The 23,111-nt window shown below is 62.9% G+C and carries 23 protein-coding genes; 10 read left to right on the top strand and 13 right to left on the bottom strand.

Annotation, left to right across the window (positions count from 1 at the left end):
- Positions 1-63: 63 nt before the first annotated feature.
- The 3 genes from DOM45_RS12390 to DOM45_RS12380 form a co-directional block, all read right to left on the bottom strand.
- Positions 64-780, bottom strand: coding sequence for a glucosaminidase domain-containing protein (locus DOM45_RS12390; RefSeq protein ID WP_240612379.1), 717 nt, complete (start codon positions 778-780; stop codon positions 64-66).
- Positions 781-1,123: 343 nt separating this feature from the next.
- Positions 1,124-3,022, bottom strand: a complete 1,899-nt coding sequence (htpG, locus tag DOM45_RS12385; protein ID WP_110600942.1) for a molecular chaperone HtpG — start codon at positions 3,020-3,022, stop codon at positions 1,124-1,126.
- A 123-nt stretch (positions 3,023-3,145) separates the two neighbouring features.
- The gene (locus tag DOM45_RS12380) at positions 3,146-3,478 is read right to left on the bottom strand and encodes a YkvA family protein (RefSeq protein ID WP_240612378.1); all 333 of its coding nucleotides are present in this window, start codon (positions 3,476-3,478) and stop codon (positions 3,146-3,148) included.
- Positions 3,479-3,755: 277 nt separating this feature from the next.
- Between DOM45_RS12380 and DOM45_RS12375 the strand changes: the two genes are divergently transcribed.
- Positions 3,756-5,732: a transglycosylase SLT domain-containing protein gene (locus DOM45_RS12375; RefSeq protein ID WP_110600940.1), complete on the top strand. Its 1,977-nt coding sequence runs from the start codon at positions 3,756-3,758 to the stop codon at positions 5,730-5,732.
- A gap of 105 nt (positions 5,733-5,837) precedes the next feature.
- Here DOM45_RS12375 and DOM45_RS12370 read toward each other — a convergent pair whose 3' ends face one another.
- Together DOM45_RS12370 and DOM45_RS12365 are read right to left on the bottom strand one after the other, a co-directional pair.
- Complete coding sequence (locus DOM45_RS12370; protein ID WP_110600938.1) at positions 5,838-6,416, bottom strand: exopolysaccharide biosynthesis protein; 579 nt, start codon at positions 6,414-6,416, stop codon at positions 5,838-5,840.
- Between the two features lie 60 nt (positions 6,417-6,476).
- On the bottom strand, positions 6,477-6,893 hold the full coding sequence (locus DOM45_RS12365; RefSeq protein ID WP_198655816.1) for an NINE protein: 417 nt from the start codon (positions 6,891-6,893) through the stop codon (positions 6,477-6,479).
- A gap of 607 nt (positions 6,894-7,500) precedes the next feature.
- Between DOM45_RS12365 and DOM45_RS12360 the strand changes: the two genes are divergently transcribed.
- Positions 7,501-7,707, top strand: coding sequence for a cold-shock protein (locus DOM45_RS12360; protein WP_110600936.1), 207 nt, complete (start codon positions 7,501-7,503; stop codon positions 7,705-7,707).
- Positions 7,708-7,825: 118 nt separating this feature from the next.
- Here DOM45_RS12360 and DOM45_RS12355 read toward each other — a convergent pair whose 3' ends face one another.
- From DOM45_RS12355 to DOM45_RS12340, 4 genes are all read right to left on the bottom strand, one after another.
- On the bottom strand, positions 7,826-8,266 hold the full coding sequence (locus DOM45_RS12355; RefSeq protein WP_110600934.1) for a nucleoside deaminase: 441 nt from the start codon (positions 8,264-8,266) through the stop codon (positions 7,826-7,828).
- A 59-nt stretch (positions 8,267-8,325) separates the two neighbouring features.
- Entirely contained in the window at positions 8,326-9,249 is a 924-nt protein-coding gene (yegS, locus tag DOM45_RS12350; RefSeq protein WP_110600932.1) for a lipid kinase YegS, read from the bottom strand.
- Positions 9,250-9,450: 201 nt separating this feature from the next.
- Positions 9,451-10,638 carry a multidrug effflux MFS transporter gene (locus tag DOM45_RS12345; protein WP_110600930.1) on the bottom strand — a complete coding sequence of 396 codons (1,188 nt, stop codon included), beginning with the start codon at positions 10,636-10,638 and terminating at the stop codon, positions 9,451-9,453.
- Positions 10,639-10,707: 69 nt separating this feature from the next.
- Entirely contained in the window at positions 10,708-11,382 is a 675-nt protein-coding gene (locus DOM45_RS12340) for an MgtC/SapB family protein (protein ID WP_240612377.1), read from the bottom strand.
- Positions 11,383-11,534: 152 nt separating this feature from the next.
- On the opposite strand from DOM45_RS12340, the gene DOM45_RS12335 reads away from it, so the two are divergent.
- From DOM45_RS12335 to DOM45_RS12325, 3 genes are all read left to right on the top strand, one after another.
- On the top strand, positions 11,535-12,383 hold the full coding sequence (locus DOM45_RS12335) for a formate/nitrite transporter family protein (protein ID WP_110600926.1): 849 nt from the start codon (positions 11,535-11,537) through the stop codon (positions 12,381-12,383).
- 318 nt (positions 12,384-12,701) lie between these two features.
- Positions 12,702-13,367, top strand: coding sequence for a hypothetical protein (locus DOM45_RS12330; protein WP_110600924.1), 666 nt, complete (start codon positions 12,702-12,704; stop codon positions 13,365-13,367).
- A gap of 23 nt (positions 13,368-13,390) precedes the next feature.
- On the top strand, positions 13,391-13,939 hold the full coding sequence (locus DOM45_RS12325; RefSeq protein ID WP_110600922.1) for a FlgO family outer membrane protein: 549 nt from the start codon (positions 13,391-13,393) through the stop codon (positions 13,937-13,939).
- Positions 13,940-14,025: 86 nt separating this feature from the next.
- On the opposite strand, the gene DOM45_RS12320 is transcribed toward DOM45_RS12325, so the two are convergent.
- Positions 14,026-15,717 carry a 2-isopropylmalate synthase gene (locus DOM45_RS12320; protein WP_110600920.1) on the bottom strand — a complete coding sequence of 564 codons (1,692 nt, stop codon included), beginning with the start codon at positions 15,715-15,717 and terminating at the stop codon, positions 14,026-14,028.
- Between the two features lie 256 nt (positions 15,718-15,973).
- Here DOM45_RS12320 and DOM45_RS12315 point away from each other — a divergent pair, with 256 nt between their 5' ends.
- From DOM45_RS12315 to DOM45_RS12300, 4 genes are all read left to right on the top strand, one after another.
- Positions 15,974-16,459: an Lrp/AsnC family transcriptional regulator gene (locus tag DOM45_RS12315; protein WP_110600918.1), complete on the top strand. Its 486-nt coding sequence runs from the start codon at positions 15,974-15,976 to the stop codon at positions 16,457-16,459.
- 372 nt (positions 16,460-16,831) lie between these two features.
- The gene (locus tag DOM45_RS12310) at positions 16,832-17,347 is read left to right on the top strand and encodes an invasion associated locus B family protein (RefSeq protein WP_110600916.1); all 516 of its coding nucleotides are present in this window, start codon (positions 16,832-16,834) and stop codon (positions 17,345-17,347) included.
- A gap of 192 nt (positions 17,348-17,539) precedes the next feature.
- The gene (locus DOM45_RS12305; protein WP_110600914.1) at positions 17,540-18,517 is read left to right on the top strand and encodes a tripartite tricarboxylate transporter substrate binding protein; all 978 of its coding nucleotides are present in this window, start codon (positions 17,540-17,542) and stop codon (positions 18,515-18,517) included.
- A 101-nt stretch (positions 18,518-18,618) separates the two neighbouring features.
- The gene (locus DOM45_RS12300; RefSeq protein WP_110600912.1) at positions 18,619-19,416 is read left to right on the top strand and encodes an HpcH/HpaI aldolase family protein; all 798 of its coding nucleotides are present in this window, start codon (positions 18,619-18,621) and stop codon (positions 19,414-19,416) included.
- Between the two features lie 79 nt (positions 19,417-19,495).
- Here DOM45_RS12300 and DOM45_RS12295 read toward each other — a convergent pair whose 3' ends face one another.
- Both DOM45_RS12295 and DOM45_RS12290 read right to left on the bottom strand, forming a co-directional pair.
- Complete coding sequence (locus tag DOM45_RS12295; protein ID WP_110600910.1) at positions 19,496-19,822, bottom strand: DUF1127 domain-containing protein; 327 nt, start codon at positions 19,820-19,822, stop codon at positions 19,496-19,498.
- 508 nt (positions 19,823-20,330) lie between these two features.
- Positions 20,331-20,534, bottom strand: a complete 204-nt coding sequence (locus DOM45_RS12290) for a putative motility protein (RefSeq protein ID WP_110600908.1) — start codon at positions 20,532-20,534, stop codon at positions 20,331-20,333.
- A gap of 229 nt (positions 20,535-20,763) precedes the next feature.
- Between DOM45_RS12290 and DOM45_RS12285 the strand changes: the two genes are divergently transcribed.
- A complete protein-coding gene (locus tag DOM45_RS12285; RefSeq protein ID WP_110600907.1) occupies positions 20,764-21,378 on the top strand; it encodes a hypothetical protein in 615 nt (204 codons plus the stop codon).
- Between the two features lie 5 nt (positions 21,379-21,383).
- Here DOM45_RS12285 and DOM45_RS12280 read toward each other — a convergent pair whose 3' ends face one another.
- The gene (locus tag DOM45_RS12280; protein WP_157958413.1) at positions 21,384-22,871 is read right to left on the bottom strand and encodes a methyl-accepting chemotaxis protein; all 1,488 of its coding nucleotides are present in this window, start codon (positions 22,869-22,871) and stop codon (positions 21,384-21,386) included.
- Between the last annotated feature and the right edge of the window lie 240 nt (positions 22,872-23,111).

Raw genomic sequence — 23,111 nt, 5'->3', positions numbered from 1 at the left:
CGACGATCTCTCCTCGGTAGCGCTCGCGAGGTCCGGTTCGAGTCGAGTACTCGGCCTGACGAATCAGGCCGGGCTGCCTGCCGCGAAAGGATCGTCGATGCCATGATCCCGGATCAGGTCACCGTTGGTGCGCAACAGCGACAACAGCTGCTGCTGATAGTTGGGTGACGTCGAGTAGTTGTGCAGCTTGCCGATCAGCCGCTCGGCCGAGATCGAACGGCCACTCGTGGCGAGCACCATGCGCTCCTGGCGCAGTTGGGCATAGGCACGGTGGGTGTTCAGGTTGTGCAGATAGGCACGGACGCCGTCACGCACGCTATCGAACACCTGGAAGCGCCGCGAGGTGCCGTTCTGGGCAATGCCGCAGCCGGCCGAGAAGCAGCGCATACCGAACAGATTGTTGCTCTCGCGGGCGATGCGCGAGGTCCCCCAGCCGGACTCCTCGACGGCCTGGATCACCACCATCTCCAGCGGAATGGTATTGACCCGGCTGAGCAGCTCCCGGCTCACCTGGCCCGGCTCGCAGGTCACCCCGTAGGCGTCGCACAGTCGCGCCAGACGCGCCTTCTCGTCGTCGCGCAGCGGATTGACACGGGTGCTGACCGCGAACAGCCAGTTGCGGTCGCTCTGAATGCGGGCGTTCTCGGCCTGCACCAGGGGGACCAGCATGCTCAGGAAAGCGGCCTTGCGCTTCGGGCCCGCCTTGATCTCGCCCAGATCCGGAAGCTCACTGACCGGATCCAGGGCCGGGGGGTGAACGCGAGACGTGAGCGTCGACACGGTGTGAGGGGGCGACTGAGGAGTTTTTGAGAGCGGTTCGCCATGAGCCGCTATCGAAAACGTTGCAGTGCTGAGCGTGATCCCCAGTCCCACGATGGCCACGGCGGCGTGCTGCGGTAGCTTGCGACGACTGCGCCGACGGGAGTCGACGGGGGAAAATTCAGACAAACACGATAAAAAGGAACGCGACATGCTCGCTCCTCCGTTGAAAAGAAGTCGGCAGGTTACCAGCCATTGACTGCAAACTTGAGGAAAAAAGGTGCAATTAGCCCATTTTCAGTAAAAGAATGGCCGGCCACGAAGGCCGGCCATGACACGCTACATGCGCGATGCCTGATATCGATCAGGCACTTAGCAGCAGGTTGAGGCGCTTGACGTAGGCTGCCGGATCGTCGAGGTGGCCACCCTCGGCAATGACCGCCTGATCCAGCAGGATATGGGCCAGATCGTCGAAATTGCCCCCCTCGGTACTTTCGAGTCGTGACACGAGGGCGTGTTCCGGATTGAGCTCGAGGATAGGTTTCACTTCCGGCAACGGCTGCCCGGCCGCCTCCATCATGCGACGCATCTGGAAGCCCATCTCGTGCTCCGGCAGGACCACGCAGGCCGGAGAATCGGTCAGGCGATGGGTGACCCGCACCTCCTGAACATTATCGCCCAGCACCTCCTTGACTCGCTTGACCAGTTCCTCTTTCGACTTGGCCGTCTCTTCCTGGGCCTGCTTCTCGGCTTCATCGGCCATGTCGTCGAGTTCCAGATCGCCCTTGGCGACATCGGCAAAAGACTTGCCGTCGAACTCGGTCAGATGGCTCATCAGCCACTCGTCGATGCGATCATGCAGCAGCAGGACCTCGATCCCCTTCTTGCGGAAGATCTCCAGGTGCGGGCTGTGGCTGGCCGCGTTGAAACCGTCCGCGACGATGTAATAGATCTTCTTCTGGCCCTCCTTCATGCGCTCGACGTAATCCGCCAGCGACTGGTCCTGCGTCGCACTGTCGGTATGGGTGGTCGAGAAACGCAGCAGCCCCGAGATCTTGTCGCGGTTGGCGTAATCCTCCGCCGGACCTTCCTTCAGTACGTCACCGAAGGTATTCCAGAAGGTCTGATAGGCTTCCTTGTCCTTCGACAGCTTCTTGAGCATGTCCAGCGCACGCTTGGTCAACGCCGACTTCATCGAGTCGACCTGCGGCGATTTCTGCAGCAGCTCGCGGGAGACGTTCAACGGCAGATCGCGGGAATCCAGCACGCCCTTGACGAAGCGCAGATAGAGCGGCAGGAAAGCCTCGGCATCGTCCATGATGAAGACACGCTGGACGTAGAGCTTAAGCCCGCGCACGCCGTCACGCTGGTAGAGGTCGAACGGGGCACGCTCCGGCACGTAGAGCAGGCTGGTGTACTCGAGCTTGCCTTCGACCTTGTTGTGGCTCCAGGTCAGCGGGTCGCTGAAATCGTGGGCGATATGCTTGTAGAACGCCTTGTACTCGTCGTCGCCGATCTCGGCCTTGGGTCGCACCCACAGCGCGGTCGCCTCGTTGACGGTCTCCCAACTGACCGTCTCGCTGCCTTCGATCTCGTTGCCCTCTTCGTCGCGAGCCTTCTCGACCTTGGGCATGCGCACCGGCACATCGATGTGATCCGAGTACTTGCGAACTAGATTCTTGAGCCGGAAGTCGTCGGCGAACTCCTTGGCGTCATCCTTCAGATGAAGCACGATCTCGGTACCGCGCTGGGGGTAGTCGATGTCGGCGATGGTGAACTCGCCCTCGCCTTTCGAGCGCCACTCGACCCCCTGATCGCTGTCGGCGCGGCGCGTGCGCACGACCATCTCGTCGGCGACGATGAAACCGGAGTAGAAGCCCACGCCGAACTGGCCGATCAGCTTGGCGTCTTTCTGCTTTTCGCCGGAGAGCTGCTTGAGGAAATCCGCGGTACCGCTCTTGGCGATCGTCCCCAGGTTCTTGATCACCTCGTCGCGGCTCATGCCGATACCGGTATCGCGCACGGTCACCGTGCCCGCCGCGGCGTCATGCTCGATCTCGACGCGCAACTCGGCATCACCGGCGTAGAGGCCGTCATTCTCCAGCGCCTCGTAGCGCAGCTTGTCGCAGGCGTCAGCCGAATTGGAGATCAGCTCACGCAGGAAAATCTCCCGGTTGGAGTACAGGGAGTGGATCATCAAATGGAGAAGCTGCTTGACCTCGGTCTGAAAGCCTAGCGTTTCTTCTTGAGTCGCGGTGGTCATTGATGGCCTCTTGACGGTTTTTCGTAATGAAGACGAAACGGGAAATAAAGACGAACGAAATCGGGTGCTCTGCGATATGGGGCTGGCCAGCCCCATTTCAAGCCATGCGCGCGGGAAGCGCGTTCAGTCGACGACGACCTCGTCGTCGATGCCCTTCCAGCGGCGATAGTCGCCCATCGCCCGGTCGACCCGCGTCAGCAACCAGCCGACGATGAAGACGTCATCGATTAGCCCGATGATCATCAGGAAGTCGGGGATCAGGTCCAGCGGCGACACCAGGTAGACCAGTGCCAGCGCCATCCACCCGAAAGCCGCCCACGGAATGGGGCGGTAGCGTCCACGAAGGACATCCATGCTCATGGGTCCGAAGACGCGAAAGGCGCGTCCGATCCGGGCCAAGGCGCCGCCACGCTGTCTGAGGCGGGAGAGCTGGGTCACGAAACGCCAGGGATTCATGGTCGAACCTCTAGTGATGGATGGGGGGAGAAGGCGCGATCGCCGTTACCTGGCCCTATAGATGGTCACGATTCGACCAAGATTCAACGTTGGCGTTGTGAAACGGGGCTACCCAAGTCGCTCCCCATCGGCGACGATGGTCGCCATGAGTCGACCCGGTCCTGGCGGACGGCCCGGCCGCGGCGCCGCCTCCGGCGCTGGCGAGGCTGTCGTCGGCCGCACGATCAGATCAGCCGCGTTCGACGACGAGAGCGCTTCGAAAAAAGAGAGAGACCCAATGCCCGCATTGCCCATCCGCAGACGTTGGTTCAGCTGGTGCCTGGCCGGCGCCATGGGCTTGAGCACCGGTGCCCAGGCCGTCGTGACGTCGCCAGACGTCAGCACCAATGACGACCGGATCATGAAGCAGGCGCTGGATGCCGCCCGCGACCGGCGCTGGGACGATATCGACCAGGCCGCCATACAGGACCATGTACTGGCCGGTTACGTGGAGTACCACCGGCTTCGTGCCCGGCTCGCCACTGCGTCTGCGGCGGAGGTCAACGACTTCATCGTTCGCCAATGCGACTCCCCGCTGGCGGACTGGATGCGCGGCGCCGCCCAGACCCGTTTCGGCCAGTTGGGACGCTTCGACGACCTGCTGGCGATCAGCGATGGCGAGCCCTCCGCGACCATCCGTCAGTGCTACTACTACACCGCGCTTCTCGACCGCGATCCGGCCGAGGCCGCGGCGGGCGGGGAGAAGCTGTGGCACGTCGGCGCCTCCCAGCCCGAGGCCTGCGACACTCTGTTCTCGACGCTTCAGCAGCGCGGCGTGCTGACCGACGAGGACACCTGGGAGCGCATGATGCTGGCGTGGGAGAACGGTCAGGACGGGCTGGTCACCTACCTCGAGCGCGGCCTGGACGACAGTTGGCAGCGCGCCATCGACAGCTTCGATAGCGTCCGCGGCAATTATGCCGGGGTGACCCGGGTTCCGCTGGACCTGGGGCCTGACGGCGAGGCCAGCGGAGCCCTGATCGCCGCCGCCATGCACGGCCTGACGCGCGCCGATACCGAAGCCTCGCTGGAGGCCTGGCGCAAGATTGCGCCCCATGTGTCGCTCAGCGAGGAGCGACGTCACCGGATAGAGCACGACCTGGCGTTCTACTCCATGGTTCGCGACGTCGACAACAACCAGGGCTGGGTCGACACGACGCTACCGCGTCTCGCGGACGCCGATCTGATCGAGCTGCGCATTCGCAATGCGGTCACCGAAGGCAATTGGCCCAATGTCGCGCGCTGGAGCGAAGCGCTCCCGCCCGACGTACGGGCGGAGGCCCATTGGCAGTACTGGCTCGGACGCGCCAGCGAGGCGATGGGAGACGAGGCCAAGGCGCGCCAGGCCTACCAGCTGGCCGCACAGGATCGTAGCTTTTTCGGCTTTGCCGCCGCCGATCGCCTGGGGCAGCCCTATCAGCTGCAGATGGCCAATACCCAGGTCTCGACGTTACAGCAGGAACTGACGGGCATGCTGCCGGTGGTGAAGCGCACCGAGGCGCTGATGCGCATCGGCGAAGAGGGCCTGGCGCGTAGCGAGTGGTATACCGCCGCCGCTCGCGACACACCGGACCAGGCCGAGGCACTGGCCGACTACGCGATTCGTCAGGGCTGGTTCGGCATGGCGATACAGACCACCATTGCCGCGAAACAGTGGGACGCTCTGCCCTGGCGCTTTCCGGCGGCCTATCGCGACTCGTTCATCAAGTGGGGCGAGCTCAACCAGGTCGACCCCTACCTGCTGATGGGTATCGCCAGGCGCGAGAGTGCCTTCAACCCGCAGGCGACATCCCCGGTGGGAGCGCGCGGGCTGATGCAGCTGATGCCGGGCACCGCCGACCATGTCGCCCGTAATCTCGGCATCAGCGCCCCCAGCACCTCGGAGCTGTTCGAGCCTCAGATCAACATCCGCCTGGGCAGCACCTACATCCATTCGATGCTGGAGCGCTATCGCGGCAACCGGATCGCGGCGACGGCGGCCTACAACGCCGGCCCCCAGCGCGTGGATCGATGGCTGACCAGTGCGCCGCGTGAATTCGACCGCTTCGTCGAGAGCATCCCTTTCCGGGAGACCCGGGATTACGTGCAGGCCGTGCTGGCCTACCGGGTCATCTTCGAGAGCCTGGCCAAACAGGGCGATACCCAGGGCGTCGCCATGCTCTCCCAGGCCGAGCGCCAGGGGAATTACGATCCCACCCTGATCGCCCGAAACTGACTCGGTCTCAATCGCTCGACGCAACGCCCTTAACGCCCGGAAATGGAGTGCCAGTTCCGGGCGTACGGGGCGAGTCGGGTCGAACGGGCCAGGAGCGCGAACCGATCAGATCAGCCAGAGACCGAGGCCGACGCCCCCGGCCACGGTGATGGCGAGGCCGATCAGCATCATCAGTCCGTCCCCGGCGGTCAGGCCTAGCGCCATGATGACGATCGCCAGTGCGGGGATGGCAGCGGCGAACGGCAGCAACTCCAGTGGCATCATCCCAAGCCCCAGCACCACCATCAGCAGCGCCAGCAGGCGCTGGGTCACGTCCCCCATCAGCCAGGACAGCCTAGGCGCGAGGAATCGATCGATTCTCCGCGTCCAGGGCCTGACGCGCTGGGTGACGCGATGCCACCGTTCGTGGCTGATGCCGCGTTCGGCCAGGGTGCCCGGTAGCCACGGGCTCCTGCGCCCGAAAACCAGTTGGATCGCCATCAGCGCAATGAAAATGCCGCAGAGACTCGGCACCCCTGGCACGCCACCGGTGGGCAGCAATGCAATCAGCGCCGGCAGCAACACCACGGGACCGAACCCGCGGGCATTGAAGGTATCGACGATATCCTGCAGCGTTATCGTCTCATCCTCGACCTGCTGGTCGAGTGTCTCGAGAATATCGGTGAGCTTCATCCGCTCCGACATACGTCACCTCCCTGTAACGTCATGACTAGCATCCTGATAACGGGCCTGTGAACGACGCGCTCAAAGGCCGCGGCGGGCATGCTTCAACGAGATCTGATCGTTGAGCGTCCAGAAGTCGTAGAGAACGCCGATCAGGAACAAGCCGCCGGTCAACAGGTAGATCAACCCGGTGATCCACTTCCCCATGTACATCCGATGAATGCCGAAGATCCCCAGGAACGTCAGCAGGATCCACGCCAGGGTGTAACTGGTCGGGCCAGCCCGGAAACGCAGGTCCGCCTGGCGGTCCATGCTCGGGATCAGGAACAGGTCGATCAGCCAGCCGATCCCGAACAGCCCCAGCGTTAGAAACCAGATCGTGCCGGTGACGGGTTTGCCGTAGTAGAACCGGTGGGCTCCGGTGAACCCGAAGATCCACAGCAGATACCCGATGACCTTGCTGTGCGTGTCGTTGAGACTCAAACCGTGTTGTGCCACGCGCGTTGCTCCTGACTCGTTTGATGTGTGAAAACCGCTGGCCGGCGCCGGCTTGCCGCGCTGACGCGCCCCGCGAGCAGCGGGCGACAGCTTACCCAAGGTCGCCGACACGATACATAGTGGCGTTTCGAGATGCTGGCCCGGCCACGGCAAGGTCCGCAATATCTGCTGCGATCGCGACGCCCGAGAGACAAATCCACCGTCGCTGACGGCAAATCCCGAATGCTTCTCGCCTGTAACGGCGCCTGTCGGGACGAGCGTGACCGTTTTCTGTCAATCTTCTTAAAAAGGGTTAATAAAATCATACCGTGTGACGCGATCAGCCCAGAAAAAAGGCGTTGGCAGGCTGTAGACGCGCATAAATTTTCCATCTATGGTTTGTGAGCGGGGCATGGGAAACGGTGCTACCAAAGTCAAGCCTTCAGACGCTTGACCAGGTATATCCCCCAATGCAACATCCGTTGCGTAGGTTTGCAGGTAGAATGTCGTCAGTTGTTAGTCGATCTCGTCCAACTCCTAGTGCGCATTCCCCCCTAGTCTGACCACGCATTTCGGGCATCCCCCGGGAGGCTCGGGTACATCACTATGCAAGTTAAGGATATCGACAATGGCAACTGGCACTGTCAAATGGTTTAACGACACCAAAGGCTACGGTTTCATCTCTCCCGATGACGGCGGCGATGATCTGTTCGCGCACTTCTCCGAAATTCAGGCAGAAGGCTTCAAAACTCTGCAGGACGGCCAGAAGGTTACCTTCGACGTCACTCAGGGCAAGAAAGGCCTTCAGGCCGCCAACATCAAGGTCGCTGGCTAACACCGGCGAAAGGTTCCAGACGCAGGGATCGATTCCAAGCGTTTCACCGCCTTGAGCAAAGCCCACCGGATGGTGGGCTTTTTAGTGGGCGCGTCGAAAGCTCACACGCCCCGGCCCATCAGGGCTCGCCGATATCTTCGTGCCAGACCTCCGGATGGACGGCGATGAACTGTGACATCAACTCCCGGCACACCGGATCGTCGAGGACCTCGACTGCAACCCCACGCTCTCTGAGCAACGCCTCTTCGCCCATGAAGGTTCGATTCTCGCCGACGACGATCCTGGGTATGCCGTAGAGCAGGATCGCGCCGCTGCACATCGAGCATGGCGACAAGGTCGTGTAGAGCGTCGAATCCCGATAGACAGAAGCCGGGAGGCGACCTGCATTCTCCAAGGCATCCATCTCGCCGTGAAGAATGGCACTCCCCCGCTGCTGGCGCTGATTGTGCCCTCGCCCGATGATCTCACCCCGGTGGACCAGGACAGACCCGATCGGCACGCCCCCCTCGTCGAGACTGCGCCTCGCCTGTTCGACCGCCGCCTGCATGAATTCATCCACGTCGAGCTCTCCTCTAGCACGTTGATCGGATTGTGACGCCGTCCTGTCGCGGGCCGGTATCAACCGGCACGACGCAGCAAGGGGCAGTCTTCGGGAACCACCAGCGGTAAGGCCTCGCGATCGAGCGAGGCCCGGAAGTGCTCGTACCGCCGTGGCTCACCATCGAGATTGAGAGGGAAAGCGCCGTCGCTATCGAACTCGACCCATGGCACACGAAGATAGCGCACGAACTCCCCATCCTGCGGGAGGTTCTCGAGTTCATCGATGATGCGCTTCAACTCGCCCAACGAGTTGAAGTGACGCACGAACAGCAGTTCGAGCAGACCATCGTCCAATCTCGCGGAAGGCGCCAGGCGTTGCCCTCCACCGGCCTGGCATCCGTTACCGATGGCCAGCATGAAGAGCGGAACCCGCGCTTCCCCCTCCGGCCAGCGCATGTGACCTTCGAAGGGCTGGTAATTCCACGCTTTCAACATGCCCATCAGCGAGTAGGCACCGCCACCCAGCAGTCTCTTCAATCCTACCGGCGTGGAAGTCGTGATCTCGGCACCGAACCCGCCGGACGCCACATTGACGAAGGCCTCGTCATCGAGCTTGCCGACATCCACCTGCCGGACGCTGCCGGTCAGGGCCAGCTTCAAGGCGTCACGCGGACCCATCGGCAGGTTCAGGCCGTGGGCGAAGTCGTTGGCGCTGCCCAGCGGCAGGATGCCGAGAGCCGGGCGACGCTCCGGAGGCTGGCGCATCAGCCCGGCGACGATCTCGTTGATCGAGCCATCGCCACCGCCGGCGATGATTCTCGCGGCGCCACCCGCTACCGCGGCATCCACCATCCAGACGCCATCGCCACCCTCCCAGGTGACCCGAACCTGAAGATCGTGACCTTGACGGCGAAGCTCCTCGACCGCGTCGCGAATCTCGGGCTGCTGGGCCGATTTACCGTTGAGTATCAACCATGTGCTTTCCTTGCCATGACTGGCCATACCTGTCTCGTCCTTTCCCGGGGCCGGTCGATTCATCTCGGCCGTGCCGTGAAATCTTGCGCTGTCGATACGACGAACCCGCTCATTCTAGCGCGTTGGCGCCATACCGATATTCGACGTGTTAAACCTCGCGCCAACGCGGCGGCGTCCCGCACCACGCCGACGCTCCCGAAGGCGAGGCAAACGCCGCCACCGATCGGGTCACTCGCCGGCGGTGGTGGCGTCCGCCAATCTTCTTCCGACCACCCACAACGCCAAACCGCCACCACAACATATCAGTGCCAACGACGTCTGCGGTGCCAGCGGCGTGATCAGCAACAGGGTTGCCATCGACGCGCCACCGCCCAGTTGAATGGCGCCCAGCAATGCTGCCGCGGTCCCCGCCCGTAGAGGGAACGGCTCCAGCGCCAGGCTCGCCGCAGCCCCCAGCACCATCGAGAATCCCACCGACAGCAGCGCCACGGGGCCCATGAAGGTGAGTACGGAAACCGGCAACCCCCAGTACAGGCCGGCGATCAGGGCGCCCCCGCCCACGACGACGACCAGCCCCCGCTGCACGGTCGGCCTGCGCCCCCAGCGTGCCATCAACCGGGGCACGACGAAGAACGCCACGGTACTGACCAGGGCATTGCCACCAAACCAGAGGCTGAAGACCCATTCCGGCTGCCGCAGCCGGTCCATCATCACCACCGGCGCTGCGGACACATAAACCAGAATGGCGGCCATCATCGTGCTGACGAGAATGGCATAGTAGAGAAACCGCCGATGGAACAGTACCGGGCGATAGCGCGACCAGCGATAGAGACGCCGTTCGATCAGCGTGTCATGGGGCCGTGTCTCCCCGAATCGCCAGCAGGCTCCCAGCCACAACAGCCCCGCGAACCCGGTCATGAAGGCAAAGTTGCTCCGCCACCCCAGCCATACTGTCAGGGCCCCGCCCAGTACCGGCGCCAGTGAGGGCACCAGCGTCAGCGAACCGTTGAGATAACTGTAGAGCTTGGCGCCCTCGATGGGAGGATAGCTGTCACGCACTGCCGCAAAGGCCACCGTGACGGAGGCGCAGGCCCCAAACCCCTGGAGCACGCGGGAAGCGTAGAGCATCTCTATCGACACGGCCGACATACCGATCAACGCCGCGACCATGTAGATGGCAGCTCCCCCCAGCAGCACCGGGCGGCGCCCGAAACGGTCGGTCAGCGGGCCGACCATGAGCTGCCCGACACCGACGCTCATCAGGAACAGAGTGATGGTCAACTGCATCGCCGCGTAGGAACGCTCGAATTCCGCCGCCATCGCGGTCAGTGCCGGCAGGTAGATGTCGATCGCCAGTGGCGACAGCATGACCGCGCCCATCAATATCCAGAAAGCCGGACGTCCTTGTTGCTGCATGACTGCCTCACCACCATTCAGGAGCGCCTACTCTATCGATTGACGGGGGAATGACAACCATTCTCGATATCAATCCCCAGTCGGAGAGAGCTGGAACTCCAGCAGCCGATCATGCTCTCGAAGATCGGCGGCCAGCGGCGGGATGTACTTACGGTCATGCGTGCGCAACATCAGGCGGTACTCGAACTGCCGGCCATCGTCGCGCGTCCGGTAGCTCAGGCTCTCGACCCTGAATCGGTGAGACGCCATCAGGTCATGGATCTGCGTTTCGGACATCACGCTACCACTGTCGAAACGCAGGATGCAGCGGGCAAAGATCCGACTGGGCATACGCCCCTCCACCACCCGGAAAAGGGAGAGTGTCAGCAAGGTGACCACTGTCGCCACCACGGCCGGAAACAGAAAGCCGATGCCATAGAGAATGCCCAACGTGGATGTGACCCAGATCGAGGCGGCCGTGGTCAATCCCCGGACCGTCAATCCCTCCTTGAAGATCACGCCGGCGCCCAGGAACCCGATCCCGGTCATGATCCCTTGAGCCATCCGGGTGGGATCGGTGCGAACGGTCGCTTCCGGAACGTTGGTGCCCAGCCACTGCAACTGATAGACCGTGACCATCATCAGCAGGGCCGACGACACGCAGACCAGCGCATGGGTGCGAAAGCCCGCCGGCCGCCCATGAAAGGTCCGCTCCAGTCCGATCAGGCTTCCCGCCAGCCAGGCCAATCCCAAGTGAATCAACATTGTCCAGGATTCCGGCGACATACTTGGCTATCTCCCTGTCGTGTTTACGACTATCGTTCAAGCATAGCGGCTGTGACCGGCCACCGCAGAAGACTCGGCGGTATTTGCCGTACCCGCGCCTTGCCACTTTTCAGCCATGAAGGAACGAACGCTTGAGCAAACGCCACAATCTCACCCCGCCCAGCCGTGTGCAAAAAGACGAGGAAGAACACGACCTTCAGCTCAACGACGAGGAACTGCCCTCACGCGCCGCCGCCGTACACGAATCAATCAGGGAGGAGGGAGAAACGGAGTTGAGCCGGACGGTCTCGGCGCTGCTCTGGTCCGCCATCGCCGCGGGCCTGTCGATGAGCTTCTCGATGCTGGCGAAGGGCCTGTTGCGCGCGCATCTGCCGGAAAACGACGTCGGCTTCCTGGTCGAGTCGCTGGGCTATACGGTGGGGTTCCTGGTCGTCATCCTGGCGCGCCAGCAGCTCTTCACCGAAAATACCGTGACGGCAGTGCTTCCCGTGATGAGCCAGCCCCGGCTCGGCAAGTTCATGTGCCTGCTCCGGCTGTGGGGCGTGGTGCTGATCGGCAACCTGGTCGGTGTCGCCGTCTCCGCCTGGGCCATCCTGGCGCTGCCGATCTTCTCGCTGGAGACCCACGAGGCGTTTCTGACCCTGGGCGAACATATTCTCGAGAACACGCCGATGCAGATGTTCGCCAAGGGCATCGTGGCCGGGTGGATGATCGCGACAATGGTCTGGCTGCTGCCCAGCGCGGGAAGCGCCAAGATCTGGGTCATCCTGATCGTGACCTACCTCGTCGCGATCGGCGAGTTCACCCATATCATCGTCGGCTCCACCGAGGTGATGTACCTGGTCTTCTCCGGCCATGCCGACTGGTCGGAATATCTCTTCCATTTCGGCTTCCCGACCCTGCTCGGCAATGTGGTCGGAGGCACCTTCATCTTCGCCCTGATCAGCCACGCCCAGATCCGCAGCGATAGCGATCGCTGAAGCCTGAGTGTGGAAATACCGCGGGCGTCCCGGCGCCCGCCTTGCACTTCAAGGCCGCCGGTCGATTCAAGTCCTGCCGCCCGCTCGCCGATACAGGCCTAGGGCCTGCTCACGCGATACGCCGCGAGCCGCGTTGCCGCGACAAATGCGTCAAGGCAAGGCGCGAGACGCCGATAAGGATCGTTTCCCTATCCAGCCACGCATCGAAGCCTGGGCGTATTTGACGCGCAGCCCGGAGGGACGGGGCGCGTGGGGGACAGGCCCAACAATCCTCGAGCCCACATCGAGTCACGAACAGCGAACGGGAACATTGCATTCATGTCATTCAGGACCTGGGCCATAGTCTGTGGCGCGGCCGCACTCTCCGGCTGCTTCGGCGTCAATACCTCCCAGGCCCCGCTGGCCACCACCTACCCGGCGACCACCCAGCAGCGCATGCAGGCCGCCTATCATTGGGAGGTACTGGCGCAGCACGAGGCCCGGGCCATCATGGCCGACCGTCGGCTCGACCGGCGCGCGCTTTATATCAAGCCCCCCGAGACCGAAACCGCCTTCAGTCGCGGCTTTCGCTCGTTGCTGACCAGCGAACTGGTGAAACAGGGCGCCACGGTCAGAACCAGCGATCTCGGCGCAGCCACCGTCACCTTCGATGTGCAGGTCGTGGCGCACCGGGATCGCCAGCCGATCCGCCCACCCCAGGGCGCGTTGACCGCACTGGCAGCGGGCATCGCGGTGGCGACGATACCGTTCAACCACTGGCGCGAGCCCGCGCTGGCGCTGATCCCCGCCGCCGGGCTGGTCGACCTGTTCAGCGGCAGCTGGACGTCTGAGAGCGACGAGGAGGTGATCATCACGGTTCAGGCCGACGAGTATCAGACCCTGCTCTACTCCTCCTCCAACCTCTACTACATCAATCCCGGCGATAGCGGCCAGTACGGCCAAGCGTCGGCTGCCGGCCAGCTCAAGGTATCGTCGCAATGGTAAGCCAAAGCAGAGAGAGTTCCGCGATGTCCCTATCTTGCCGCGCTCGGCGTTGGCTGCTCGTGCTGCTGGTGGCGGCACTGGCGGGCTGCTCGGCGCTCGCCCCCAACGCCCCCCCTCATCAGCCGACTACCCTGGAGCGGGTCGACGCAGCGGCCAAGTCCTTGGTCGAGAATAGTCGGGGGCGGCTCGATGACAGCGCGCCGCTGGTCGCCACCACTTTCGTCGACGTCGACCACCTCGGGCAATCCTCGACCCTGGGCCGCACCTTGAGCGAAATGTTCGTCTCACGGCTGGTCGAGTCGGGCGTGCCAGTGATCGAGGTCAAGCTGCGCAATAGCCTCTACATCGAGGAGAATACCGGCGAGCTGATCCTGTCGCGTAACGTGCAGCGGCTGAGTCAGGATTACGACGCCAGCGCGGTGCTGGTGGGCACCTACGCCCGGGCCCAGGACCGGCTGTTCGTCAATGTCCGGGTGGTGCGTATCGCCGATCGCGCCATCCTCGGCGCGACCAGCTTCGAGCTGCCGCTCAACAATGATCTACGCACGCTGCTGCCGCCCAGCTACCCCTGAATCAGGCCGATGGCACCAGAGTGGCAAACGCAGAAGGGCGCCCAGTGGGCGCCCTTCTCGTCTTGCGACGTGGGTGTCGGTGACGCTCAGTCGACGGTGGTCGCACGCGAATCGCTTGCCTGCGACTCCCGTTGCGCTCCGGCCAGGTTGATCCCGGAGAGGATCGCCTTGAGCGAAGCACTGACGGTGTCGCTGTCCTCGGCGACGGCGCAGACGCGCTGCCCGTCGACATTGAGCTGGACGAACGCAATGGCGTTGGCCTCGCTGTCGCCCCCCAGCGAGTGCTCGGCGTAGTCGATGATGCCGACACTGACGCCGGAATGCTTCTGCCACGCGTCGGTGAAGGAGGACATCGCGCCGTTGCCCTTGCCGGAGAGACGCAGCGTCTCGGCGCCCTGCCACAGGGTCACCTCGATGCCTTCGTCCTGCCCTTTGGAGAGACGATAGTCGGCCAGCGACAACGGTGATTCGCTGGTGAACCGGTCGAACATGACCTGGCGGATGATTTCGCTGGAGAGTTCGCTGGCCCGCTTCTCGCTCTCCTGCTGCACGTAAGGCGCCAGCGCCAGCATCATCCAGCGCGGCAGGCTGATGCCGTAGTCGCGCTCGAGCAGGAACGCCATGCCGCCCTTGCCGGACTGGCTGTTGACCCGGATCACTGCCTGGTAGTCGCGACCAATGTCATGGGGGTCGATCGGCAGATAGGCCACCTGCCACGGCTCATCCGGTTTCTGCTTCTTGAGCGATTTGCGGATCGCATCCTGATGACTGCCGGAGAAGGCGGTGTAGACCATCTCGCCGACCCAGGGATGGCGGGGGTGAATCGGGATGTTGGTGCACTCGTTGACCACTTCGATGATTTCGTCCGGCCGCGACAGGTCGAGTTCCGGATCGATCCCCTGGCTGTAGAGGTTCATCGCCAGAGTGACGATATCCATGTTGCCGGTACGCTCGCCGTTGCCCAGCAGTGTACCTTCGACGCGCTCGGCACCGGCCAGCAATGCCAGTTCCGCGGAGGCGACCGCCCCGCCGCGATCGTTGTGGGTATGAATCGAGATGATGACGCTGTCGCGATTCTTGATGTGCTGGCAGAAATACTCGATCTGATCGGCGTGATGGTGCGGCCCCGCCACTTCGACCGTGGTCGGCAGGTTGAGAATGCACTTGCGACTCGGGGTCGGTTGCCAGACGTCCATGACCGCTTCGCAGATGCGCAGCGAGAAGTCGATCTCGGTGCTGGAAAAGCTCTCGGGGGTGTACTCGAACCGCCAGTCCACGTCCGGGTAGCGCTCGGCATAGGTCTTGACCCAGGTCGCCCCCTGCACCGCGATATCGACGATGCCATCGCGATCCATCTCGAACACCCGCTCGCGCTGCACGGTCGAGGTCGAGTTATAGAGGTGGACGATGGCGCGCTTGGCACCGACCAGCGACTCGAAAGTCTTCTCGATCAGATGCTCGCGACACTGCACCAACACGGCAATGGTAACGTCATCGGGGATCTGCTCATCCTCGATCAACCAGCGAACGAAGTCGTAGTCGGGCTGGCTCGCCGACGGAAACCCCACCATGACTTCCTTGATCCCCACCTTGACGATCTGATGCCAGAACCGCTTCTTCTGCTCGACGCTCATCGGTTCCAGTAGTGCCTGATTGCCATCGCGCAGGTCTTCGCTGACCCAGATCGGAGCGTGATCGAGATCACGATCCGGCCACTGGCGGTCGAAGGCGGGTACCCGGGGAGCCGGGCGATACTTGCGATGATCGAAGGCAGACATGGCAACCATCCTGACGAGATAAAAGAGCCGACGGATTGTAGGGCGCGCCGTTGGGGCGAGCCCCGCTGTTGAGCCACCGCGGATCGCGGCGGAAACGGGGGCCGGACCCCGGGTGCGGGAACCGGCCCGAAGCTGCTTGTGGCAGCAGAGACAGTGTAAGTCTTTTGTGCCGACAGGACATTGCGAAGATCGATCTTTCTCGCCGTCGGATGGCATAATCTGCCAATCAAAACAAAACAAGAGACAGATATTGCCAATGAACCCCTCACAGCCTCTTACCCTCGATCGCTACGACCGGCGCATTCTCGAGCTGATCCAGCAGGAAGGCCGGATCAGCAATCAGGAACTGGCCGAGCGCATCGGGCTCTCGCCCTCGCCCTGCCTGCGCCGCCTGCGCGCGCTGGAGGAGAGCGGCCTGATCCTCGGTTACCGCGCCCTGGTCGACGCACGGCAACTGGGCTACCGGCTGATGGCGCTGGTTCACATCTCCATGGATCGCCACACCCCGGAGCGCTTCGCCAACTTCGAGCGCCAGGTGGCGGCGCTGCCCCAGGTACAGGAGTGCCTGATGATCACCGGCCAGGAGGTCGACTATCAGCTCAAGATCCGGGTCGAGGACATGGACGACTATCAGCAGCTTCTGCTGCAGCACATCACGCCGATCGAGGGCGTCTCCGGCGTCCACTCCAACTTCGTGCTGCGTCCGGTGTTCGAAAATCGCGGCGTGCCGGTGGCGCCCTGACCGCATATCTGACACTGACAAAAGCGCTCCCGCGCCCCGCCTGGCTACCCCGGCATCGGGCGTGCTGGAATGTCGTGACCGCCGTCTCACGCGGTACGCGACTTCGGCCATGTCTGAAAAGTACTACGCTTGCCCATACGGCGTTAGAAATCGGCTCACTGAACATCGTTCGGAATGTCCGAAGGGCGAGCGGAGCGAGTCACATGCTCATTTAAACCGCGTAGACTGGCACGCCAGCCCGGTCCGTTCTCTCGCCACTTTTGCCTTGGCTATGCGCCCCCGGTCTTGCCTTCGCTCGTCGAGTCTTCAGGCAAAGCCCGGACCATACTCATGCATGACAACGCGCCATCGATCACCACACAGGAAAATGCCATGTCTCTTCGCCGTACCCTGCTCGCCTCGCTGCTGCCCCTGGCCGCCGCCATCCTGACGCCGGCGCAGGCTCAGCAGCCGAGCGCACCGCAGGTCGATACCCAACAGTTCCAATCCTGGGAAGTGGGCTGCCCCAAGGGCGGTGAGCGCCAGAGCTGCGTGATGAGCCAGATGGTCAGCAACCCCGACAGCAACGAACCGCTGATGCGTGCCATGGTCGGTCATCCGGCCCAGGCCGACGGTCCGGTCATGGTCTTCCTGCTGCCGCTGGGCGTGCGCCTGGCGCCGGGTATCCAGCTGCAGGTGGACGCCAACGAGCCGGTGGGCATGCCCTACCAGGTCTGCCTGCAGCAAGGCTGCCGTGCCAATCTGGCGCTGTCGCCGCAGTTGCTCGCCCAGCTGCGCGGCGGCAACAAGGCCACGGTCAGCGCCATCGCTCCCGATGGCAAGCGGCTGGACTTGGATCTGTCGCTGATGGGCTTCACCAGCGCCAGCCAGCGCATCGCCCCGCAGTAAATTCCCCAGCCCACGCGCCCGAGATGCCCAGGGCGGCGCCGGCGGGTCGATCCCGGCGGCGTACTGCCGGGCGCCGGTCGCGTGCGGCCCCTCATTAGACGATTGCGCAATTGTGGAGATACTGCCGGCGGGTTAAGACTTTGCATGCAAAGTGCATCTTATCGATAACAGAACCCGTCTAGCGAGGTCACAATGAGCCGATCAAGGGCGTCCCGCCATCTTACTCCGCTGCTGTTCGCCGCCGTTCTGGCCTCGCCACTGGCATGGGCGGAGTATCCCGAAAAGCCGATTACCCTGATCGTTCCCTGGGCGGCCGGCGGCGGCACCGACGCCACGGCTCGCATCATCGCCTCGTCGCTGGAAGAACAGCTCGGGCAGACGATCAACGTGGTCAACCGGACCGGGGGCAGCGGCGTGGTCGGTCACACCGCCATCGCCAACGCCCGACCAGATGGCTACACCCTGGGCCTGGCCACCGTCGAGGTCGCGATGATGCATTGGCAAGGGCTGACCGACCTCACCTATCAGGACTTCACCCCCATCGCCCAGATCAACTTCGACTCCGCCAGCCTTTCGGTCGCCGAGGACTCTCCGTTCGACAATCTCGAAGCGTTCGTGACCCAGGTCAAAGATAACCCCAAGGGTACCTATACCGCATCGGGCACCGGCCTGGGCGGTATCTGGCACGTCGCGCTCAACGGCTTCCTGATGGATCAGGGCATCGCCGCCGGCAAGATCACCTGGATCCCCAGCCAGGGCTCCGCACCGGCCATGACAGAGCTGGCCTCCGGCAGCATCGACGTGGTCGCCTCGTCGCTTCCCGAGGCGAGATCGATGATCGATGCCGGCGAGCTCCGAAGCCTCGGTGTCATGACACCGGAAAGACTGGAAGGCTTTCCCGATGTGCCGACCTTCGAGGAACAGATCGGCAGTGATTTCACCCTGGGCGCGTGGCGTGGCATCGTCGGTCCCAAGGGGATGAGTGAAGATGTCGTGGCCACGCTCGAGGATGCGCTGAAGAAAGCCTACGACAGCGATGCCTATCAGAGCTTCATGGCCAGGCAGGGTTATGGCGTGGTGTGGCGAGACGCCGATGGCTTCGAGCAGCTGATGGCGGAGGATGACCAGAAATTTGGCAAGATCATGGGCGAGATGGGTCTGACCCATTAGACGGTGCCCGATACCCTGCACTCGATAACCGATCGGGCCGGCGTCGTGACGATACCGGCTCGTCGTCATTTCTCGTCTCAGCTACTCAAGAGGTCACCTGCATGGAGCTGCCGCAGAATCCGTTCCGACGCTCGCTCGACGGTAATACGCGCTATGGCTGCTGGGCCGGCTTCGGTACCGGCTACGCCACCGAGATTCTCGCCACCACCGGATTCGACTGGCTGTTGATCGATGGTGAACACGCGCCCAATACGGTCCCGTCCATCCTGTCGCAGCTGCAGGCCGTGGCGCCCTACCCTAGCGCGCCGGTCGTGCGTACCGTCAACCACGACCCTGCCCTGATCAAACAGTTGCTCGACATTGGTGCCCAGACGTTGATGATCCCGATGGTCGATGCGGCCGAGCAGGCCACCAGACTGGTCGCCGCGACCCGTTACCCGCCGCACGGCTTTCGGGGCGTCGGTGGCGGTCTGACCCGTGCTACCCGGTGGGACGGCGTCGAGAATTACCTGGCCCGAGCCCATGAGGAACTTTGCCTGATAGTCCAGGTGGAGTCGCGAACCGGCGTCGACAACGCCGAAGCGATAGCGAAAACCGAAGGCGTCGATGCCGTTTTCGTCGGCCCCGTGGACCTCTCCACCGGGGTCGGCCATGCCGGCAATCCGAACCATCCCGACGTGCAGGCGATGATCCGTCGTACCCTCGAGGCCACCCACGCCGCCGGCAAGGCCGCCGGCATCCTGGCGCCCGCCGAGGCGGATGCCAAACGGTATGCGCAATGGGGTTTCGACTTCATCGCCGTGGGTATCGATATCAGCCTGCTGCACCAGGCTGCCATCGAGACGATTTCGCGCTACAAGTCCGATATCCCTCGGCCGAAATCGAGTCTCGGCTACTGAGCCCCCGCCCTGGATGGTGGTTGCCAGCACAAGCGAATCATCGAAAAAGCCCCGGCCACATCCTGTGACCGGGGCTTGGCTAAGCCACTCGTTCTCCGCAATATCGACATATCACGGTCTTGTTGGTGAGGGACTCGACGCCCGGCAATGCTTCCGCTGCCCGCGTAACGTCCGCCACCTTCCGCTGCCCTGCGGCACGCTCGATATCGCCAAGAACGCGATCCTTCACCTTCGCTTTCTCGTCAAAGGTCGGGAAGGCCGACACGATCTCGTTCTCGAATCGGCGCAGACCGATATCCTTGAGCATGTGGTCGTTCAACCCACTCAGGGCCTTCAAGTCGTGCCGATATTGACGGCTCGCGGCGAGATGCTGCAACAATGCTTTGAAAATGCTTGAAAACTTCATGTCCCCGATCTCCAGGCTGGCGGAGGCCGGACACGAATCGCAGTAAAAAGGCGGGGACTTTCGTCGTCTTTCGGCCGCGATAGGTGTCGCGGCCGATGATGAAATTCAATCCAGGGCGCGCGACCGACAACGTGCTCGCATACCGCGCAGACGCGCGATATTGAAGGACGTTGACCAGGTCAGGCGATGGGAATTCATCACGATTTCCGAATATGAATGGAAGCGTTTCGATAACGTCATTCGCTATCGAATTACCGAAAGCAATAATCTTATTCCCTTCGGTCATTTGATTAAAAACGAGGCCTCTACCGGCGTCAACCGGAAAAAACGAAATAGGGAGAACTTCTTCGAGCCCGCTGGGATGAGAACTCGAGGCCAGAAAAGCGAGAGTGCCGCGATCACGCCGGAGTTATGTGGCGTGGAGAACCGGGATCGATCGACAACGCTATGGTTCGGCAAGACCCGAAACGCCCGGCGCGCACAGCACAGCGCACGTCGAGCGAAGGCTTCAGGCATAGGTGTTGATTTGTGTTCCCACACTGCCAGAGGATGCCAGCTCCGGCGACGGCGCCACCGAGGACATCAACTGCGCGATGTGTGATGCCTGCCCATCCAGCGACTGCTTCAACAGACTATTCTGCGCTTGCTGGTCCTGATTGAAGTTCTGTAGCGCCAGCGCCGTACCGACGGCGGCATTGACTGCAGTATCCATCACAAACTCCTCGATCCGAAGAAAGGCCACGCTTCCATGGCACTCTCGGTTTCTCGATTTTTCGGTCCATCCATCGGTCTATCGGCGCGACGCCCCACCGACTTTAGCCATCCGACGCGAGCAGAAACCGCAGCCAGGCTCTCCTGTAGAGAAAATCACCACGCTATCGGCTACGCTTGACCGCGCAATTCCAACCCGGTCAAGCGTTTACCGTCCGAAGGATATTTCGATGCCCAGACTCTCGTTGACCCTCGCCCTCACCCTCACCCTCTGTGCCGGCGTTGCCTTGAGCGCCTGCCAGCAGCGTGACGTTTCGAATCAGCATACCGACGCTGCCAGGGAGACCTTCCAAGCGGCGAATTACCCGCTCGAGGTGCGATACGACGCCTCGCTGATACGCATCGATGGCGAGGTCTCCAACTATTTCGACAACGGCGGCTGGCAACTGTCGAAGGACGCCCCCGGAGATCGCCTGATCCTGCTGAAACTCCCCGAATCCGACGACGTGGCGACCGCCCTGTGGCGCCTGGGCGCAAGCCGCGACGCCAAGGCTGTGGCCAACTGCCTGAGCCTGCCCGTCAATGCTCAGGCAATGCCCTCGAAGACCACCCTGGCGGGAGAGGCGTTTACCGGCTTCACCCTCGGAGACGCCGGCATGAGCCACTTCCAGAACGTCGAAGGCTATCGCGCCGTGGTCAACGATACCTGCTACGCCATCGACCTGATCGTGCAGGGAACCAACGGCGAGGTTTACGATCCGCCTCGACAGCCGCCGTTCTCCAGCGACGAGGCCATGAAGCGGTTACGCGCGATCAGTGACGGGCTGTCGTTCACCGGGGGGTAAATGGGCTATCCCGCTGTCGCCGGCGCGCGGCCGGTCACCTGGGGAAGCGCTTGTTTCCCCCGGGTGCCCGCTCCCGCCAAAGATCGGTTCGATGGCGATGATGCTGCCGCCCCGATCGTCTTCCCCAGGTCGAAGGATGAGACCGCTTCATCCAGCAGAGAGGATTGCTGACGCAGTCGCTCGGAGGCGTGCGAGACGCTCTCGACCAGGGATCCGTTCTCCTCGGTATCTTGGGCGATCCCACGTAGATCGGCGTTGACCTCGCCGATATCGTCGCTCTGACGGCAACAGGCCTGACTGATTCCGTCGATCAACCGGGCGACGTCGTTCGTCCGGCCATGCATGTCGGTCATGGTACGCGCGACGTCTTCCGCCCTGGCGGTACCGTTCACGACTTGCTGCCGAGACTCGCCAATCAGCGCCCTGATATCGCGGGACGCTTCGGCGCTGCGATTCGCCAGCGCCTGCACTTCGCCGGCGACGACCGCAAAGCCACGCCCGCTTTCCCCTGCGCGCGCCGCCTCCACGGCAGCATTGAGCGCCAGGATATTGGTCTGAAAGGCAATACTGTCGATCAGATCGGTGATTTCGGTGATCCTGTTCGAGCTTTCGCGCAGCTGATGCATTGCCCCCGTCAATGCGTTAACCATCCGCTGGCCCTCGTCCGCCACGTCGCCGGCTTCGCTGGCCAGCATACTGGCGCGTTGGGCATGGTCGCTGTTTTCCTGCACGGAGCCGCCGATCGCCTCGAGTTTACCTTGGGTGCGGACCAGCGCCGTCTCCTGCCGGCGATTGCGATCAGCAAGCTCGTCGTTGCCGTGATTGATCGTGGTGGATACCGCCGCGACCTCGACGAGCGTCGTCTTCACGCGCCCGAGCGTCGCGCGCACGACCTGCATCGTGCGCTTGAACTCCCCACCGACGTGGCTGAGCATCGTCGTATCGTCGAACCCGAGATCGAAGATGCCTTCACGGCGCCCGATGTGCCTGCTGAGACGGCTCAGCTCCTCGGCGCTGATGGCGTCACGTGCCATCTGGCGCGCCAGGAACCCCAGCACCACCGTCTGGACGACCACGTAGGCGGCGTGGATCAGGACCATCGGCAGATAGGCCATCATGTGCGATTGCGGCATCACATAGATGTCCCACCCCTGATGTTGCAGGTAGCAGAACAGCAGGTGGTGACCCGCTATCACTCCCGCGCCGCAGGCGAGCACTCGCCAGTCGCGATACGCCAGCAGGATCGACAGCAGCACGAAGATGACGAAGTGCCCCTCGATCATCCCCAGCAGCAGGTGGATCTGCAGCCCCGCATGGACCATGAACGCCGTCGCCACGCACAGCCGCGTCGTCAGCGCAGTCGGCCAGCACCGGATCATCACGATGGGTATGATACTGGCCGGCAATCCCACCACGAGGGCAGGCCACCACAGACCGTGCACGGCGGCCATTCCTAGTGTCGTGACACCAAGAACGACCAGCAGCAGCGCCATCAGGCGATTGGCGCGAACGTAGACACCGGTCAGCAGGTCCCTGGACGAAAACGATGAATCCATGGCGTCTCTCACGATCTTGTTGTCGGGGCCGGTAAATCCACCGGGCGTCGGCAGGCATGCCGATCAGAACAGTTATCGGCATCGCGCAGCGACTCTTCACTCCCGCCTTGCCACCCCTCCCGCCTCAGGACACCGCCATGGCGCGGCTGCTACACTGCGAGCGCCAGCCCAAGGATT

Origin of the sequence: Salinicola lusitanus (assembly GCF_003206045.1) — a bacterium.
Classification (GTDB): domain Bacteria; phylum Pseudomonadota; class Gammaproteobacteria; order Pseudomonadales; family Halomonadaceae; genus Salinicola; species Salinicola lusitanus.
Note: the sequence above shows the minus strand (reverse complement) of the source record. Positions and strands in the feature narration are given on the sequence as shown.

Bases quoted from the DNA above. Each gene is read 5' to 3' on its own strand.
- DOM45_RS12290 (WP_110600908.1), bottom strand. From the start codon at position 20,534: ATGGATACTGCAGTCAATGCCGCCGTCGGTACGGCGCTGGCGCTACAG.
- DOM45_RS12325 (WP_110600922.1), top strand. From the start codon at position 13,391: ATGTCCCTATCTTGCCGCGCTCGGCGTTGGCTGCTCGTGCTGCTGGTG.
- DOM45_RS12330 (WP_110600924.1), top strand. From the start codon at position 12,702: ATGTCATTCAGGACCTGGGCCATAGTCTGTGGCGCGGCCGCACTCTCC.
- DOM45_RS12305 (WP_110600914.1), top strand. From the start codon at position 17,540: ATGAGCCGATCAAGGGCGTCCCGCCATCTTACTCCGCTGCTGTTCGCC.
- DOM45_RS12295 (WP_110600910.1), bottom strand. From the start codon at position 19,822: ATGAAGTTTTCAAGCATTTTCAAAGCATTGTTGCAGCATCTCGCCGCG.
- DOM45_RS12380 (WP_240612378.1), bottom strand. From the start codon at position 3,478: ATGAATCCCTGGCGTTTCGTGACCCAGCTCTCCCGCCTCAGACAGCGT.
- htpG (WP_110600942.1), bottom strand. From the start codon at position 3,022: ATGACCACCGCGACTCAAGAAGAAACGCTAGGCTTTCAGACCGAGGTC.
- DOM45_RS12310 (WP_110600916.1), top strand. From the start codon at position 16,832: ATGTCTCTTCGCCGTACCCTGCTCGCCTCGCTGCTGCCCCTGGCCGCC.
- DOM45_RS12340 (WP_240612377.1), bottom strand. From the start codon at position 11,382: ATGTTGATTCACTTGGGATTGGCCTGGCTGGCGGGAAGCCTGATCGGA.
- DOM45_RS12345 (WP_110600930.1), bottom strand. From the start codon at position 10,638: ATGCAGCAACAAGGACGTCCGGCTTTCTGGATATTGATGGGCGCGGTC.
- DOM45_RS12375 (WP_110600940.1), top strand. From the start codon at position 3,756: ATGCCCGCATTGCCCATCCGCAGACGTTGGTTCAGCTGGTGCCTGGCC.
- DOM45_RS12370 (WP_110600938.1), bottom strand. From the start codon at position 6,416: ATGTCGGAGCGGATGAAGCTCACCGATATTCTCGAGACACTCGACCAG.
- DOM45_RS12315 (WP_110600918.1), top strand. From the start codon at position 15,974: ATGAACCCCTCACAGCCTCTTACCCTCGATCGCTACGACCGGCGCATT.
- DOM45_RS12285 (WP_110600907.1), top strand. From the start codon at position 20,764: ATGCCCAGACTCTCGTTGACCCTCGCCCTCACCCTCACCCTCTGTGCC.
- DOM45_RS12280 (WP_157958413.1), bottom strand. From the start codon at position 22,871: ATGGCGCTGCTGCTGGTCGTTCTTGGTGTCACGACACTAGGAATGGCC.
- DOM45_RS12360 (WP_110600936.1), top strand. From the start codon at position 7,501: ATGGCAACTGGCACTGTCAAATGGTTTAACGACACCAAAGGCTACGGT.
- yegS (WP_110600932.1), bottom strand. From the start codon at position 9,249: ATGGCCAGTCATGGCAAGGAAAGCACATGGTTGATACTCAACGGTAAA.
- DOM45_RS12300 (WP_110600912.1), top strand. From the start codon at position 18,619: ATGGAGCTGCCGCAGAATCCGTTCCGACGCTCGCTCGACGGTAATACG.
- DOM45_RS12320 (WP_110600920.1), bottom strand. From the start codon at position 15,717: ATGTCTGCCTTCGATCATCGCAAGTATCGCCCGGCTCCCCGGGTACCC.